The sequence below is a fragment of the Sphingobium sp. 22B genome (assembly GCF_001580035.1).
Classification (GTDB): domain Bacteria; phylum Pseudomonadota; class Alphaproteobacteria; order Sphingomonadales; family Sphingomonadaceae; genus Sphingobium; species Sphingobium fuliginis.
Genome location: NZ_LTAB01000053.1, coordinates 1 through 14,550, shown reverse-complemented (window position 1 = coordinate 14,550; position 14,550 = coordinate 1). Strand labels below are relative to the sequence as shown.

At 67.3% G+C, this 14,550-nt stretch carries 14 protein-coding genes; 10 read left to right on the top strand and 4 right to left on the bottom strand.

The features are described 5' to 3' along the window. From A0J57_RS24320 to A0J57_RS24280, 9 genes are all read left to right on the top strand, one after another. Positions 1-1,273: RsmB/NOP family class I SAM-dependent RNA methyltransferase (locus tag A0J57_RS24320; RefSeq protein WP_062017451.1), on the top strand; the 1,273-nt coding region annotated here is incomplete at its 5' end. A 44-nt stretch (positions 1,274-1,317) separates the two neighbouring features. Next, the gene (locus A0J57_RS24315; RefSeq protein WP_048576388.1) at positions 1,318-1,803 is read left to right on the top strand and encodes a hypothetical protein; all 486 of its coding nucleotides are present in this window, start codon (positions 1,318-1,320) and stop codon (positions 1,801-1,803) included. Positions 1,804-1,907: 104 nt separating this feature from the next. Then, positions 1,908-2,570 (top strand): ribulose-phosphate 3-epimerase, encoded by a 663-nt coding sequence (gene rpe / locus A0J57_RS24310; protein WP_048576387.1) that lies wholly within the window; start codon positions 1,908-1,910, stop codon positions 2,568-2,570. Further along, positions 2,567-4,333 carry a heparinase II/III family protein gene (locus A0J57_RS24305; RefSeq protein ID WP_061940760.1) on the top strand — a complete coding sequence of 589 codons (1,767 nt, stop codon included), beginning with the start codon at positions 2,567-2,569 and terminating at the stop codon, positions 4,331-4,333. Before rpe ends, A0J57_RS24305 begins: the two co-directional genes overlap by 4 nt. Positions 4,334-4,484: 151 nt before the next feature. After that, positions 4,485-6,074: a bifunctional phosphoribosylaminoimidazolecarboxamide formyltransferase/IMP cyclohydrolase gene (gene purH, locus A0J57_RS24300; protein ID WP_048576386.1), complete on the top strand. Its 1,590-nt coding sequence runs from the start codon at positions 4,485-4,487 to the stop codon at positions 6,072-6,074. A 182-nt stretch (positions 6,075-6,256) separates the two neighbouring features. Continuing rightward, complete coding sequence (locus A0J57_RS24295) at positions 6,257-6,598, top strand: UrcA family protein (protein ID WP_044661200.1); 342 nt, start codon at positions 6,257-6,259, stop codon at positions 6,596-6,598. 143 nt (positions 6,599-6,741) lie between these two features. Then, entirely contained in the window at positions 6,742-8,268 is a 1,527-nt protein-coding gene (locus A0J57_RS24290) for an NAD(P)/FAD-dependent oxidoreductase (RefSeq protein WP_061940757.1), read from the top strand. 5 nt (positions 8,269-8,273) lie between these two features. Continuing rightward, positions 8,274-8,693, top strand: coding sequence for a GtrA family protein (locus tag A0J57_RS24285; RefSeq protein ID WP_061940754.1), 420 nt, complete (start codon positions 8,274-8,276; stop codon positions 8,691-8,693). Then, on the top strand, positions 8,671-10,521 hold the full coding sequence (locus A0J57_RS24280) for a hypothetical protein (RefSeq protein ID WP_061940751.1): 1,851 nt from the start codon (positions 8,671-8,673) through the stop codon (positions 10,519-10,521). The genes A0J57_RS24285 and A0J57_RS24280 overlap by 23 nt, the downstream gene beginning before the upstream one ends. Here the strand turns inward: A0J57_RS24280 and msrB are convergent. The 3 genes from msrB to A0J57_RS24265 are packed head-to-tail and all read right to left on the bottom strand — an operon-like array spanning position 10,479 to position 13,115. Beyond that, positions 10,479-10,964 (bottom strand): peptide-methionine (R)-S-oxide reductase MsrB, encoded by a 486-nt coding sequence (gene msrB / locus A0J57_RS24275; protein WP_101756505.1) that lies wholly within the window; start codon positions 10,962-10,964, stop codon positions 10,479-10,481. The two genes, A0J57_RS24280 and msrB, sit on opposite strands and share 43 nt — an antisense overlap. 7 nt (positions 10,965-10,971) lie before the next feature. Next, positions 10,972-12,162, bottom strand: a complete 1,191-nt coding sequence (locus A0J57_RS24270) for an ABC transporter permease (RefSeq protein WP_061940749.1) — start codon at positions 12,160-12,162, stop codon at positions 10,972-10,974. Then, positions 12,159-13,115 carry an ABC transporter ATP-binding protein gene (locus tag A0J57_RS24265; protein WP_044661195.1) on the bottom strand — a complete coding sequence of 319 codons (957 nt, stop codon included), beginning with the start codon at positions 13,113-13,115 and terminating at the stop codon, positions 12,159-12,161. Before A0J57_RS24265 ends, A0J57_RS24270 begins: the two co-directional genes overlap by 4 nt. A 43-nt stretch (positions 13,116-13,158) precedes the next feature. On the opposite strand from A0J57_RS24265, the gene queG reads away from it, so the two are divergent. Continuing rightward, entirely contained in the window at positions 13,159-14,181 is a 1,023-nt protein-coding gene (queG, locus tag A0J57_RS24260; RefSeq protein WP_082718834.1) for a tRNA epoxyqueuosine(34) reductase QueG, read from the top strand. Positions 14,182-14,254: 73 nt separating this feature from the next. Here the strand turns inward: queG and A0J57_RS24255 are convergent. After that, positions 14,255-14,550 (bottom strand): hypothetical protein (locus tag A0J57_RS24255; RefSeq protein ID WP_062017448.1); only part of this gene is annotated, 296 nt, incomplete at its 5' end.

Sequence of the window (14,550 nt, the reverse complement as noted above, 5' to 3'; positions counted from 1 at the left end):
GCGCCATGCAGCGCCAGTTCAAGCGGATCGCCGCGCAGCGCTTCGCCTGCTCGACGCCGTGCTTCGGCGCGGCGATCCGCTTGAACTGGCGCTGCATGGCGCGGCGCAGGGGCTTGCTCCCGCCGACCGGGCGCTGGTTCACGCCATCGCTGCCGAGACGCTGCGCCACCTGCCCGATCTCGACGCGCTGATCGACAGCGCCACGCGCCAGCCGCTGCCGCATGACGCCAAGGCGCGCATGGTCCTGCGCATCGCCCTTATCCAGGTGCTGGCGCTGGGCACCGCGCCGCACGCCGCCATCGCCACCGCCCTGCCGCTGGTGGATGGCGGTCCGCGCAAGCTGGTGCACGGCGTCTTCGGCACGCTGACCCGCGCCGATCCGGCGCTTCCCTCACCCCCCACCCTGCCGCCGGAGACCGCCAGCCGCTGGGCCGCGCAATGGGGGGACGCCATGCCGCAGGCCGCTGCGCACGCCTATGCCCAGCGTCCGCCGGTCGACATCAGCCTTCGCGATCCCGCCCGGACCGCGCATTGGGCCGAAGCGCTCAACGGCCGGAGCCTTGCCCCCGGGCATGTCCGCCTGCCCGAAGGTGCAGCGATCCCCGACCTGCCCGGCTTCAGCGAAGGCGCCTGGTGGGTGCAGGATCTGGCCGCCTCCACCCCCGCGCGCCTGTTGGGCGTGGGCGAGGGACGCCACGTCCTCGACCTTTGTGCCGCGCCCGGCGGCAAGACGATGCAGCTTGCCGCCGCGGGGTGGCGCGTCACGGCGGTCGACCAGTCGAAGAAGCGCCTTGAACGATTGGGCGAAAATCTGGCGCGGACCGGCCTTTCCGCCGCCATCGTGCAGGGCGACCTGCGCGCATGGGAACCCGATGGGGCGGCCGACGCCATCCTGCTCGACGCGCCCTGCACCGCAACCGGCATCTACCGCCGGCATCCCGACGTGCTGCACCGCATCGGCCCGCGCCAGATCGCGGAGCTGGCCGAACTCCAGACCGAACTGCTGGCTCGCGCTGCGGCATGGCTGAAGCCCGGCGGCACGCTGATCTACGCCACCTGCTCGCTCGAACGGGCCGAGGGCGAGGAGCAGATCGCCCGCTTCATCGACGCCCGGCCGGATTTCAGCCCGCTGCCCGCGACGCCCGGCGAGCTGCCCGACGGCATCGTGCCGACGGCGCAAGGATGGGTCCGCACCCTGCCGGACAGCCTTGCCGCGCAGGGCGGAACCGACGGCTTTTTCGTTGCAAGGCTGATACGATCCACTAAGCCTTAACCAAGCAACCCTATGGTGCGATCCGGCATTCAGAAAGACCTGCCTTGCGCCCGACCGAGCCCCTTCCCCTGAACCATAGCTGGCCGCTCTATGCGTTGCGCGACCATCTTGCGCCGGTGATGCTGGACGACCGGATCGCCCGCGACGATGGGGCGCTGGCGGAGCGCGGCCTGGGCCTGTGGCATTGCGACCTCAGCGACGACAGCCTGAACTGGACGGACGGGGTCTATGACATTTTCGGGCTGGAACGCGGGATGACGGTCCCCCGCCCGCTCGCGGTGTCGCTCTACACGCCCGAAAGCCGTGCCGCGATGGAGCAGTTGCGCGCCTATGCGATACGCCACAGGCGCGGCTTCACGGTGGATGTCGACATCCGCCCGGCGGACGGCGGCGAATGCGCCATGCGCCTGATCGCCGCGCCCATCATCCAGCGAAATCAGGTGGTTGCGCTGCATGGCGTCAAGCAGTTCCTGCCCAGGGGTTCCAGGCCGTCGACCGGCCTTGATCCCACGCTGTTCATCCTGTCCTGACAGGCCGGCCGAGTCCGCACGCCGACGCCTGTCGCCAAAAGCCTGTGGATAGCGTTAATCGGGCGTTGCCCTGACCTGCGGCCAAGGCTAAGGCCGATGGTCAAATGACCAGCCCGATCCTGATCTCACCCTCCATCCTGTCCGCCGATTTCGCCCGTCTGGGCGAGGAGGTCCGCGCCATCGACGAAGCGGGTGCGGACTGGATCCATATCGACGTGATGGACGGCCATTTCGTACCCAACATCACCATTGGTCCCGGCGTGGTGAAGGCGCTGCGTCCGCATACGAAGAAGCCGTTCGACGTCCACCTGATGATTTCCCCGGTGGACCAGTATCTGAACGCCTTTGCGGAGGCGGGCGCCGACATATTGACCGTCCATCCGGAGGCCGGACCGCATATCCACCGCTCCATCCAGCACATCAAGTCGCTGGGCGTGCAGGCGGGCGTGGTGCTGAACCCCGGCACCCCGGCCAAGATGCTGGATTACCTGATCGACGATGTCGACCTGATCCTGGTGATGAGCGTCAATCCGGGCTTCGGCGGACAGAGCTTCATCGCCAGCCAGCTCCGCAAGATCGAGGCGATCCGGAAGATGATCGAGAAGTCCGGGCGCGACATTCGTCTGCAGGTGGACGGCGGCATCGACTTCGCCACCGCGCCACAGGCGATCGGGGCGGGCGCCGACGTTCTGGTGGCCGGCACCGCGACCTTCCGGGGCGGTCCGTCCGCCTATGCCGACAACATCCGGACGCTGCGCGGCGGGTGAGCGACCGCCGCCGCCCTTCCCCCCATTCCGCCCCCGAGGAGGCCGGCCCCGGCCCGGAGGACGGGATCGAACAGGGCAAGCGGCTCATCCGCATCGCGGATGACAAGGGACTTTCGCTGGCGCAGCGCATCGCCAACCGCTTCTATCTGCTGAGCTGGAAGACGCCGATCCACGGCCGCCGGCTGAAGGGCAAATATCCGCTCAAGCTGCTTGCCGTGCCCGACGATGAAATACCGGGCAATGCCCATGCGGGTCAGGCGATCCGCGCCGGCTATTTCCTGTTCCGAGGCCTGAAACTGCCTCTCGACAGGCTGGATTTCGCCAATCCGGGCGTGACGGCGGGCTTTGCCGATTATCTGCACGGCTTCCACTGGCTGCGCGACCTTGCCACCGTGGCCACCCGCGAACAGGCCGCGCCGATTGCCGAAGGCGTGATGCGCAAATGGCTCGCCGCCCATGCCGACACGCCCAGCGAACCCGCATGGCGCGCCGACAATGCGGGCTGGCGCCTGCTCTTCTGGTCGGCCCATGCGCCGCTGATCCTTTCGTCGAGCGACCTCGTCTATCGCTCTCTGGTGCTGAACTGCATCGCCCGCACCGCCCGTCATCTGGACCGCAGCGCGGACAAGGCGCCGGTCGGCCTGCCGCGCCTGGTCGCCTGGGGCGGGATCGTCGCGGCGTCGATGCTGCTGCCGGGCGGCGCGGCGCGCAAGCTGTTCGGAGAAGCCGGCCTCAAGCGCGCGCTCGACAGCGGCCTCCATGGCGACGGCGGCATCATCTCGCGCTCGCCGCTGGACCAGCTGGAAGCGATCATGCTGCTGACCATGGTCGCCGCCGTCTATGAAGTGCGCCGCGAACAGACGCCTGCCTTGCTGAAGGAGGCACTGGCCAAGGCCGTGCCGGCCCTGCTCGGCCTCACCCATGGCGATGGCGGGCTTGGCAACTGGCAGGGCGCGGGCGCCATCGATCCCGCCACGATCGACGCCGTCATCCGCGCCAGCCGCGTGCGCGCCCGTCCGCTGCGGCAGGCCAATGGCTGGGGCTATCAGCGGCTCGCCGCCGGGGGCACCGTGGTGCAAGTCGATGCCGCCCCGCCCCCCGTCGCCCAACTGGCCGATGCGGGCTGCGCCTCCACCGGCGCGGTCGAGATCAGCGACGGGCAGCAACGGCTTATAGTCAACTGCGGCGGCGCCGCGCTGGAGGGCGCGTGGATGCCGCGCGATCTGGCGCAGGGGCTGCGCACCACCGCGGCGCACAGCACATTGGTGCTGGACGACAGCAATTCCACCGCCCTGCTGCCCGACGGCACGCTGGGCAAGGGCGTGACCGAGGTGGAGATCAACCGGCAGGAGACGGAAAGCGGCAGCCGCCTCGACCTCAGCCATGACGGCTATGTGCGGCGCATGGGCTATGTCCACCGCCGCCTGCTGCTGATGAGCGCGGACGGCAAGGAAATCCGTGGCGAGGACATGCTGACGCCCGCGGTGCGGCGGCGCAAGCCGGTGAAGCTGCCGGTCCAGCTTCGATTCCACCTCGCCCCCGGCGTCGAGCCCACGCCCACCGCCGACGGCATGGGCGCCCTGCTGCGCATCGACACCGGCGCGACATGGCAGTTCCGCGCCAATGCGGGGAAGCTGGCAATCGAGGAAAGCCTGTGGGTGGATGCCCAAGGCCGTCCCCATGGCACAAGGCAGCTGGCTGTCACCAGCGAGGCCCTTCCGGGCGGCTCGACCGTGGGGTGGTTGCTGAAAAAGGTGAGCTGAGCGCCTCGCGGTCCGTGCAATGGGGTGGCCGGCTTGCCCCATGGCGATTGCCGCGATTTCCGGGACGGCGAATGTTCCCTTTCGCTCGGAATCGCTCTAGAGGCCTGCGGCAAGCCTGAGCGGCACCCGAACAGCAGCAGGAAGCACCTCCATGTCAGACGTCATCATCAAGCGCGCCCTTCTTTCCGTTTCGGACAAGTCCGGCCTCATCGAACTGGGCCAGGCGCTGGGCAGGCATGGGGTCGAGCTGGTGTCGACCGGCGGCACGGCCAAGGCGCTGCGCGAGGCGGGTCTGGAGGTCAAGGACATCTCCGACCTCACCGGCTTCCCGGAAATGATGGACGGCCGCGTCAAGACGCTGCATCCGAAGGTCCATGGCGGCCTGCTCGCCGTGCGGAACAATCCCGATCATGTCGCCTCCATGCAGGCGCACGACATCGGCGCGATCGATCTGGTGGTCGTCAACCTCTATCCCTTCGCCGCCACCGTCGCCAAGGGCGCGGAGCGCGAGGAGATCATCGAGAATATCGACATTGGCGGCCCATCCATGGTCCGTTCCGCCGCGAAGAATCATGAGAGCGTGGCCATCGTCACCGACCCCGCCGACTATGCCCGGCTGATCGCGGAAATGGAGGAGAAGGGCGGCGCGACCAGCTACGACTTCCGGCGCATGCTGGCGGCCAAGGCCTATGCCGCCACCGCCGCTTACGACGCGATGATCGCAAGCTGGTTCGCCTTTGCCGATCAGGGCGTGCAGTTCCCCGAAAGCCTCTCGGTCTCCAGCACGCTGGGTTCGACGCTGCGCTATGGCGAAAACCCGCATCAGTCGGCTGCCCTCTACCTGCCCGTCGGCCCGTCGGCCAACGGTATCGCCCAGGCGAAGCAGATTCAGGGCAAGGAACTCAGCTACAATAATTACAACGACGCCGACGCCGCGCTGGAGCTGGTCAGCGAGTTCCGCGACGGCCCGCCGACCGTGGTGATCGTCAAGCATGCCAATCCCTGCGGCGTCGCCACCGGCGCCACGCTGATCGAAGCCTATGAAGCCGCGCTTGCCTGCGACAGCGTGTCGGCATTCGGCGGCATCATCGCCGTCAACCGCCCGCTTGACGGTCCGACCGCCGAGGCGATCAGCGGCATCTTCACCGAAGTCGTCGCCGCCCCCGATGCGGACGAGGACGCCAAGGCGATCTTCGCCAGGAAGAAGAACCTTCGCCTGCTGCTGACCGGCGACCTGCCCGATCCGGCCCGTGCCGGCCTCCAGATCAAGAGCATTGCCGGCGGTCTGCTGGTGCAGGGCCGCGACAATGGCCGCGTCAGCCGCGATCAGCTGAAGGTGGTGACGAAGCGCGCGCCTACCGAGCAGGAACTGAACGACTGCCTGTTCGCCTGGACCGTCGCCAAGCATGTGAAGTCGAACGCCATCGTCTATGCCAAGGGCAACAGCACCGCCGGCATCGGCGCGGGACAGATGAACCGGCTGGAATCCGCGCGCATCGCCGCGTGGAAGGCGAAGGATGCCGCGGAAAAGGCCGGCTGGGCGGAGGCCCGGACCATCGGTTCGGCGGTTGCGTCGGACGCCTTCTTCCCCTTTGCCGACGGCCTGCTGGCGGCGGTCGAGGCGGGCGCGACGGCGGTGATCCAGCCCGGCGGCTCCATCCGCGACGAGGAAGTGATCGCCGCTGCTGACGAAGCGGGTCTGGCGATGGTCTTCACCGGCATGCGCCACTTCCGCCACTAAGGGCGATTGATGCGGATGCGAAAGGGCGCCGATCCTTTCGCATCCGCAAAAATAGCGGTTTTCAGCCACTTTCTGCCAAGTGGCCCCTTTTCATATGCCTTCGCGAAGCCTATTTAGAAGAGGACCCTACTCCCACGTCAGGCGTTGGGCAGATCCGATAAGAGTTCGACAGGAGATACAGGATGACCAGAAAGACGTTGGTGGCGCTGACCGCCGCGATGACCCTTGCCTTGCCCGCAGCAAATGCCTTTGCCGGCATCAACGATATGGACGTGGTGGTCGACGGCCGCACCGGGACGGAAACCCGCAGCATCGCCGTGTCGATGGCTGACCTGAACCTTGCCAGCACCCATGGCGTCCGCGTGGCCGACTCCCGCATCACCAAGGCGGCGAAGAAGGTCTGCGGCTGGATGAACGGATCGATCCTGCCCGCCACGCCGGACTATCGCGCCTGTTTCGGCGAGGCGCTCGACGGCGCCCGCACGGACCTCAACACGCTGATCCAGGCACAGCGCCAGGGCTGATCCGCCCTTTTGAAAAGAGTGGAGGCCGGCGGCTCACCATGGCCGCCGGCCTTGCCTTATCTTGCATTGTTACCGGCTATTAACTACTCCTTAGAAGATTTCCTTCACCTAAACCGGCGAAGGATTTCACCGGGGGGCCTTGGATGCCGCAGAACGACCACCATGTGGATGTCGCCATCATTGGCGCGGGGCCGGCTGGGTTGACGGCCGCCTATCTGCTGACCAAGAAGGGCTATTCGGTCAGCGTCATCGAAAAAGACCCGGTCTATGTCGGCGGCATCAGCAGAACGGTGGAACTGAACGGCTTCCGTTTCGACATTGGCGGCCATCGGTTCTTTTCCAAGTCGAAGGAGGTCGTCGACCTCTGGAACGAGATACTGCCCGACGACTTCATCCAGCGCCCGCGGATGAGCCGCATCTATTATGAAGGCAAATTCTACAGCTATCCGCTGCGCGCCTTCGAAGCGCTCGGCAATCTGGGATTGTGGCGATCGGCGCTCTGCATGGCGAGCTTCGCCAAGGCGAAGCTGTTCCCCAATCGCGATGTCCGTTCCTTCCAGGACTGGACGGTCAACGCCTTCGGCCACAAGCTGTTCTCGATCTTCTTCAAGACCTATACGGAGAAGGTGTGGGGCATGCCCTGCGACGAGATGTCAGCGGACTGGGCGGCGCAGCGCATCAAGGGCCTGTCGCTCTGGGGCGCTGTGACCGACGGCCTCAGGCGATCCCTGGGCCTCAACAAAAAGCCCAATGACGGCATGGCGACCAAGACGCTGCTGGAAAGCTTCCGCTATCCGCGCCTTGGCCCCGGCATGATGTGGGAAGCGGCCCGCGACTTCGTGGTCGCGCGGGGCAACCGCGTGCTGATGGCGCACAGCCTGGAGCAATTGTCGCAGGATCAGGCGAGCGGCGGCTGGCGCATGGTGGCGCGCGGCCCGGACGGCGAAGTCGCCATCACCGCCGGCCATGTCATCAGTTCCGCCCCGATGCGCGAGCTGGCCGGCCGCATCCGTCCGCTGCCCGCGACGCTGGGCCAGGCGATGGACCTTAAATATCGCGATTTCCTGACCGTGGCGCTGATGGTGAAGGGCGAGGACATCTTCCCCGACAACTGGATCTATATCCACGATCCGAAGGTGCAGGTCGGCCGCATCCAGAATTTTCGGAGCTGGTCCCCCGAAATGGTGCCGGACCCCGATCTGGCTTGCGTCGGCCTGGAATATTTCTGCTTCGAGGGCGATGGCCTCTGGTCGTCGAGCGACGCCGATCTGATCGAACTGGCGAAGAAGGAAATGGCGAGCCTGGGCCTGTGCGACCCCGCCGATGTCGTCGGCGGCGCGGTGGTGCGGCAGGAAAAGGCCTATCCGGTCTATGATGACGGCTATGCCGACAATGTCCTTGCGATGCGCACCGAATTGCAGCGGCTTTATCCGACGCTGCATCTGGTCGGCCGCAACGGCATGCACCGCTACAATAATCAGGACCATGCGATGATGACGGCGATGCTGACGGTCCGCAATATCGAGGCGGGCGAGCAGCTTTACGACATCTGGGCGGTCAATGAGGATGCCGAATATCACGAAGCGGGCGAGGAAGGGCAGGACGCAGCCGGCCGGCGCGCCGCGCTCGCCAGCGAAAGGCTGGTGCCCAATCGTCTGAAGGCGGCCTGAACCCCATGCCCCATTGGGTGCGGAGCATGGCCGGGCCGTTCAACGCCGTCTTCGGCCGTTTCACCTTCACGCGCTATCTTCTGGCCAGCATCTGCGCGCTGTCGGCCGATTTCGCTCTGTTCATGCTGTTCCACCGGCTGGGCGTGCCGCCTGCCATTGCTGCGTTCGGCGGCTATTCGGGCGGACTGGTCCTGCACTGGATGATCAGCACGCAATTCGTGTTCGACATGCAGCAGCCGGCGACGCATGGACAGCGGATCGCCTTCATCCTCAGCGCCCTGATCGGCATGGCGATCACCATGGGACTGGTGGGCGGGCTGAGCAGCCTGGGGCTTCCGCCCGCCATGGCCAAGCTGGCGGCCGTGCCGGTGAGCTTCCTGTCCGTCTATGCGATCCGGAAATATGGCATCTTCGCCCGCGCCTGACAGCGGCCGCCTTCCCAAGACAGCCTCTATCGCCGGTTGGCAGATCGGCGTGGCGGTCCTGCTGCTCTGGGCCCTGTGCTGCGCGGTCATGCTCTGGCTGTTCCGCAACGGGCTGACCACGCTCGAATTCCGCGATCCCGATGACGCCATGCGGCTGCAACAGGTCCGCGACTGGCTGCATGGCCAGGATTTCTGGGACGTCAGCCAGCACCGGGTAAACCCGCCGGCGGGCGGACCGATGCACTGGTCGCGCATCGTCGACATGCCGATCGCCGCGCTGATTCTGATGCTGCAACCGCTGCTTGGGCCTGCAAGGGCCGAAGTCGCCGCCTGTGCGCTGGTGCCGCTGCTGCTGCTGGGCGGGCTGACGGGCACGGTCTTCCTGGCGGCGCGGCGCGCTGCCGGCGGCGTCTTCGTCCCGATGCTGGCGGTTGCGCTGCTGCTGACCACGCCGACCATCCTGGTCCAGTTCACCCCGTTCCGGATCGACCATCACGGGTGGCAGATCTGGATGGCGGCCATGGCCCTGTGCGGCGCACTGGATGCCCGTCGCCTGAGGGGCGGCTTCACGGCCGGCCTCGCGCTGGCGGTGTGGCTTCAGATCTCCAGCGAGGCGCTGCCCTATGCCGCGCTGTTCGCCGGCGCCTTCGCCCTGCGGACCTGGTTCGACCGGTGGGAGGCGGCGCGGATCGCCGCCTATGCCGCCACGCTGGGCGGCGGCGCGCTCCTCCTCCTGCTGCTGCTGCGCGGCCCCGGTGCGGCGCTGGTCCGATATTGCGACAGCCTTTCGGCAGCCTATATCTGGCCGCTCGTGGCTTTTGCGCTGGCGATGCCGCTTGCCCTGCGCCTGATCGGCACGACCAGCGTCCGGCGACGCTTCATGGCGACGGCGGCGGCAGGAGTCACGGCGGCCGGCGTGTTCCTGCTGAGCGGCGGAGCCTGCCTTTCCGGCGATCCCTTCAAGGCGCTCGGTCCGGTGGCCTATCGCTTATGGTATCTCCAGGTGAAGGAGGGCCGCCCGGTCTGGGAACAGGGTCTTCTGATGGCGGGGATCATCCTGCTGCCGGCGGCCATGGGGCTGGTCAGCACGATCGTCGCGGCCTGGCGCGCCACGGAAAGGGAGGCGCGGGACCGCTGGATCGTCATTGCCCTGCTGCTGACCGGAGCGCTGGCGGTCGCGATCCTCGTCCTGCGCGCCATGTCGGTGGCGCATGTCCTGGCGCTGCCCGGCACGGCCTGGCTGCTGCTGGCGATCTTTCAGCATATCCAGAGCTGGAGCAGGGCCGTGGCGCGCATTCTGGTGACGGCGAGCGTCGCCATATTGCTCACCCCGGCGGGCCTGTGCGGCGCCTGGATATTGATCACGAGCGGCGCGGCGGAGAAGGAGCAGCCCGAAACCGTCAATTGCCGGACGGCCGCGCTGCTGGCTCCCTTGCGGGCGCTGCCCCGCTCGACCCTGTTCGCGCCGCTCGATCTGGGGCCCGACATCCTCGTGCGAACCGGGCACAGCGTGATCGGCACGGCCCATCACCGCAATGCCGCCGGCATCACCGCGGTCATCGACGGTTTCACGGAATCGCCCGAAAAGGCCTTTGCGACCATCATGCGCCTGAATGGCGGCAGGGGCGCGGATTATCTGCTGATCTGCAACGAGATGAACGAGATCAAACATTATCGCGCCGACTTCCCGAAGGGCCTGGCCGCGGCGTTGAAGCGCAACCGGCCGCCGCGCTGGCTGCAGCCGGTTCCCACCAAGGGGCCGCTCCGCATCTACAAGGTGATCGCTCAGCCGGCGACAAAGGCCAGCGCAACGCCGTTCATGCAATAGCGCTTGCCGGTGGGCTTCGGCCCGTCATCGAACACATGGCCCAGATGGCCGCCGCAGCGGGCGCAATGCACCTCCGCTCGCGGATAGCCCAGTTCGAAATCGCGCGAGGTGCCGACGGCGCGGGGCAGCGGCGCCCAGAAGCTGGGCCAGCCCGTGCCGCTGTCGAACTTGGTCTTCGAGCTGAAAAGCCGTTGCCCGCAACCGGCGCAGGCGAAAATACCGGTGCGATGTTCCTTGTTGAGGGGACTGGTGAAGGGATATTCGGTCGATCGCTTGCGCAGCACCTGATAGGCGGGCGGGCTCAGGCGCTTGCGCCATTCGGCATCGCTGAGCGTGAAAGGATAGGCGGCGGCCCTGCCCAGCCCGGCGTGCCAGAGGACGATCGTCGTCGCGGCACAGCCGCCCATGCCCAGAAAGCGCCGCCGGTTCATGGGCCCCGCCATAGCAGGGTCAGCCTGTCGCGCTTCTGAACAGCTGCTTCCACCAGCCGCCGCCCGATTTCAGCACATGGCGGCGGAACAGCAGCACGCCGATGCGGATGATGAGGCCGACCCAGAGCATCTGCCAGCCTATGGCCAGGAGATGGGGCCAGAGCGTGTCCACCTGCGCCGCGCGGGCGATCATGGCGAAGGGGGAGGAGAAGGGCAGGATAACCGCCGCGACCTCCGGCAGCGATCCCATCTTGTCGACGGCATAGGTGGCGAAGAAGAAGATCAGCATCTGCCCCATGGTCACGGGCATGTTGAGCGTCTGCACCTCCCGCACGGTCGCCGCCTGCGCGCCGATGCCCAGGAAGAGGGAACCGAGCAGCGTATAGGCCATGGCGAAATAGATGACGGCCAGCATCAGGAAGAGGGGCCAGCCGATGGCGGGCTCCGGCAGGCTGACGCCAGGGGTCTTCAGCGCCAGGAACACGCAGAAGGCGGTCCCGCCCCAGAAGAGGATGCCGACGAAGCTCATCGCCAGCATCGCCATCAGCTTGCCCAGGAAGATCGCGTCGACCGGCACGGCGGCGGCGAGAATCTCTATGATCTTGTTGGTCTTTTCCTCGACCAGATTGGACAGGATCATGCCCGCGAGCAGGATGGTGAGGAAGAAGACGACGATCTGCGCGATCCGGCCGATCACCAGCCTGCCCTGGGTCTGCGCGCCGACGCTGGTGGCGACCTGCTGCGCCTCCACCTGGACCATGTGCAGCGACTTTTCGGCCACGGCGGCGCTGGCGAGCAGGCTGATGTCCCCTTCCAGCCGCCGGATGTCCTGCGGCTGGCCGGTCATCACCGGCCGGGCGGGCGATCCCGACACGATCACCATGACGTCCGCATTCGCCCCGGCCAACTGAACGCGGGGCGCGGGAGACAGCGGCACGCGGCGCAGCGCCGGCAGCGCCTGCGGCCCCATGCGCTCCGCCAGCCGGGCATGGGCGCGCTCCATCCGCGCCGCATCGGCGGGGGACATGGCGACGCCGACGACCGGGCGCAGGTCGGTGGTCGAAATCTTGTCGCCCAGCCCGCCGAACGCCATGCCGATGACGATCGGGAACAGCGGCCCCAGCAGGAAGAAGATGAAGGTGCGCGACAGCACCACGGCGGTGAAATCCCGCCGGGCGATGACGAAGGCGGCGCGCATCAATTCGGTCATGCCGCTTCCTCCCTCTGCTGGTCGTCCTCCATCTGCCGGGCGGCCGCCTCGCCCGCAATGGCGACGAAGGCGTCGTGCAGGCCGGGGCGTTCGATCGACAGGCTTTCGATCCCGGCATTGCCGTCGAGCAGGGCGCGCAGCAGCGGTTCTATGCCCTCCTGCGGCAGGGCGAAATGCCAGGTTCCATCCTGCGCCATGGTTTCGGCGGGCAGGGCGCGGCGCCAGCCGCCATCGCTGGCGCGGGTGCGCAGGCGCACCTGCGGGCGCAGCCGGTTGCGGGCGTCGTCCACCGTGCCCTCGAAGCGGACGCGGCCGCCCGCGACGATGGCGACCCGCTCGCACAGCCGTTCGGCATGGGCGATGACATGGGTGGAGAACAGCACCGTGACGCCGCGCCGGGCCTGGTCCCGGATCAGCGCCTCCAGCTTGCCCTGGTTGAAGGCGTCGAGGCCGGAAAAGGGTTCGTCCAGCACGATCAGGCGCGGTTCGTGAACGATGGTGCCGAAAAGCTGCACGGTCTGGGCCATGCCCTTCGACAATTGGCGGATCGGCTTTTCGGCGGAGGCGCCCATGCCATAGTCCGCCAGCATGGCGCGGGCGCGTTCCCGCCCGATCCTGAGCGGCAGGCCACGCAGCGCGCCCATGAAGGCGATGGCTTCGAACGCCTTCATTGAAGGATAGAGGCCGCGTTCCTCCGGCAGATAGCCGACATTGCGCGCCTGGCGCAGCGGCGCGGGATCGCCCAGCAGGCTGCGATGCCCCTCATCGGGATCGATGATGCCGAGCAGCGTGCGCAGCATCGTCGTCTTGCCCGCGCCATTGGGGCCCAGAATGCCGTAGATCGACCCGGCGGGCACCGCGATGTCGATGCCGTCCACCGCCCGGAAATCACCGAATGTCTTGACAAGACCACGCCCTTCGACGGCATAGGTCGGTTGAGGAGCCCCGATCATCGGCCTCTGATAGTCGCATCGCATGCCAACGCAAAACGAAACCTTGGAACAGCGGCTTAAGGCCGAAGCGTTGCGGCTGGGCTTCGCCGCCTGCGCCATTGCGCCCGCCAATGCGGCGCCGCGTTCGGCCGAAAGGCTGCGGCAATGGCTGGACGCCGGCCATCATGGCGAGATGCTGTGGATGGAGGAGCGCGCCGGGCAGCGCGGATCGCCGCAAGGGCTCTGGCCGGACGTGCGCAGCGTCGTCATGCTGGGGATGAGCTATGCGCCGGGGCGCGATCCGCTGGCGCTGGCGGATGTGCCGGACCGGGGGCGGATTTCGGTCTATGCGCAGGGGCGCGACTATCATGACGTGGTCAAGAAGGGGTTGAAGTCCCTCGCCCGCTGGCTGGTTGAGCAGCATCCCGGCGCGCTCAAGGTCTTTGTCGATACCGCCCCGGTCATGGAAAAGCCGCTGGCCGAGGCCGCGGGTCTGGGCTGGCAGGGGAAGCACAGCAATCTCGTCAGCCGTGCGCATGGAAGCTGGCTGTTCCTGGGGGCGATCTACAGCGAGATCGCGCTGGCGCCCGATGCGCCGGAGAAGGACCATTGCGGCAGTTGCACCGCCTGTCAGGCGGCCTGCCCCACCGACGCCTTTCCCGCGCCCTATACGGTCGATGCGCGGCGGTGCATTTCCTACCTGACCATCGAGCATAAAGGGCCGATACCGGAGGAGTTTCGAGCCGGGATCGGCAATCGCATCTATGGCTGCGACGATTGTCTGGCCGTCTGTCCCTGGAACAAGTTCGCGGACGCGGCGGCGGCGAACCGCGCCTTTGTCGGGCGGGCGGAGCTGGCGGCCCCGGAACTGGGCGACCTGCTGGCGCTGGACGATGCGGGCTTTCGCGAGATTTTCTCAGGCTCCCCCATCAAGCGGATCGGACGGAACCGGATGGTGCGCAATGCCGCCATCGCGGCGGGGAACAGTGGTGACAGGCGGTTGGCGGACCGGTTGCGGGCGCTGGTGGCGGATGACGATCCGGTGGTGGCGGAGGCGGCTCGCTGGGCGCTGGAGCGGCTGGCCTAGCGCTTGTCCTGTTCAAGCGCATGAACGGGGCTCCCGCCTTCCGCGGGAGCGCCTCGCTCTTCCATCAAAAAGATCATTTCGCCTGCAAGGCGGCAGAGCAACTTGCGGGGTCGACGTCCGTGCCCGTGGGCGTACGCGCATCGACATGGGTGACGAGCGGCTCCTTCCCCTGCGGCGGGAGGTAGAGATAGGCGTCCAGCACGCAGCGGCCATTGGCGAATTGCAGCTTGCGCATGGTGCTTTCGCGAATGTCGAGCCGGGGTTGGCCGAACAGGTGCATGAGCTGCTTCGCGTCCGATCCGATCAGCGGACCGGGGCGGGTGAAGGCGCTGGCCGGGGGACCGGCGGGCGCCTTCACCGCCTTCACCC